Source organism: Paenibacillus antri (genome assembly GCF_005765165.1).
In the GTDB taxonomy this organism is placed as follows: Bacteria; Bacillota; Bacilli; order Paenibacillales; family YIM-B00363; genus Paenibacillus_AE; species Paenibacillus_AE antri.
Window position 1 is genome coordinate 1 of record NZ_VCIW01000079.1, and the last position, 521, is coordinate 521.

At 64.3% G+C, this 521-nt stretch carries 1 pseudogene; it reads right to left on the minus strand.

Annotated features, from left to right (window positions below):
* Positions 1-47 precede the first annotated feature (47 nt).
* Positions 48-521: pseudogene (locus FE782_RS33540) on the minus strand (acetate kinase); the annotation flags it as partial.

Genomic DNA, 521 nt, shown 5'->3' on the forward strand with positions numbered 1-521 from the left:
GGCACGGGGCGTTGGATGTACTCGCCCCGCGCGGTCGTCATCACCGCTCAAGCATGGATCACACGCCAGGCATGGCGCGCGATCATCAACTCCTCATTGGTCGGGATCACCCAGGCATTGACCCGACTCGCACGCGCGCTGATTCTTGCCAAGCCACGAACCGCGTTGGCTTCGCGATCCAGCTCGACGCCGAGCCAGCTGGCCTGTTCCAGAATTTTCGCGCGCACAGTGGGCGAGTTTTCGCCGATCCCCGCGGTGAAGACCACCGCGTCGAGCCCGCCCATGGCCCCCGCCAGCGACGCCAATTCACGCGCGGCGCGGTAGCAGAAGTGATCCAGCGCCAGCTTGGCATTGTGATCGTCGGACTCTTCCAGCGCCCGGCAGTCGCTCGAAACACCCGACATACCCAGCAAGCCGGAGCGGTGGTAGATCAACTTCTCGATCGCGCGTGCGTCCATGCCGCGCTGATCCATCAAATAGAGCAACACGCCAGGATCCACGGAGCCACAGCGGGTGCCCAT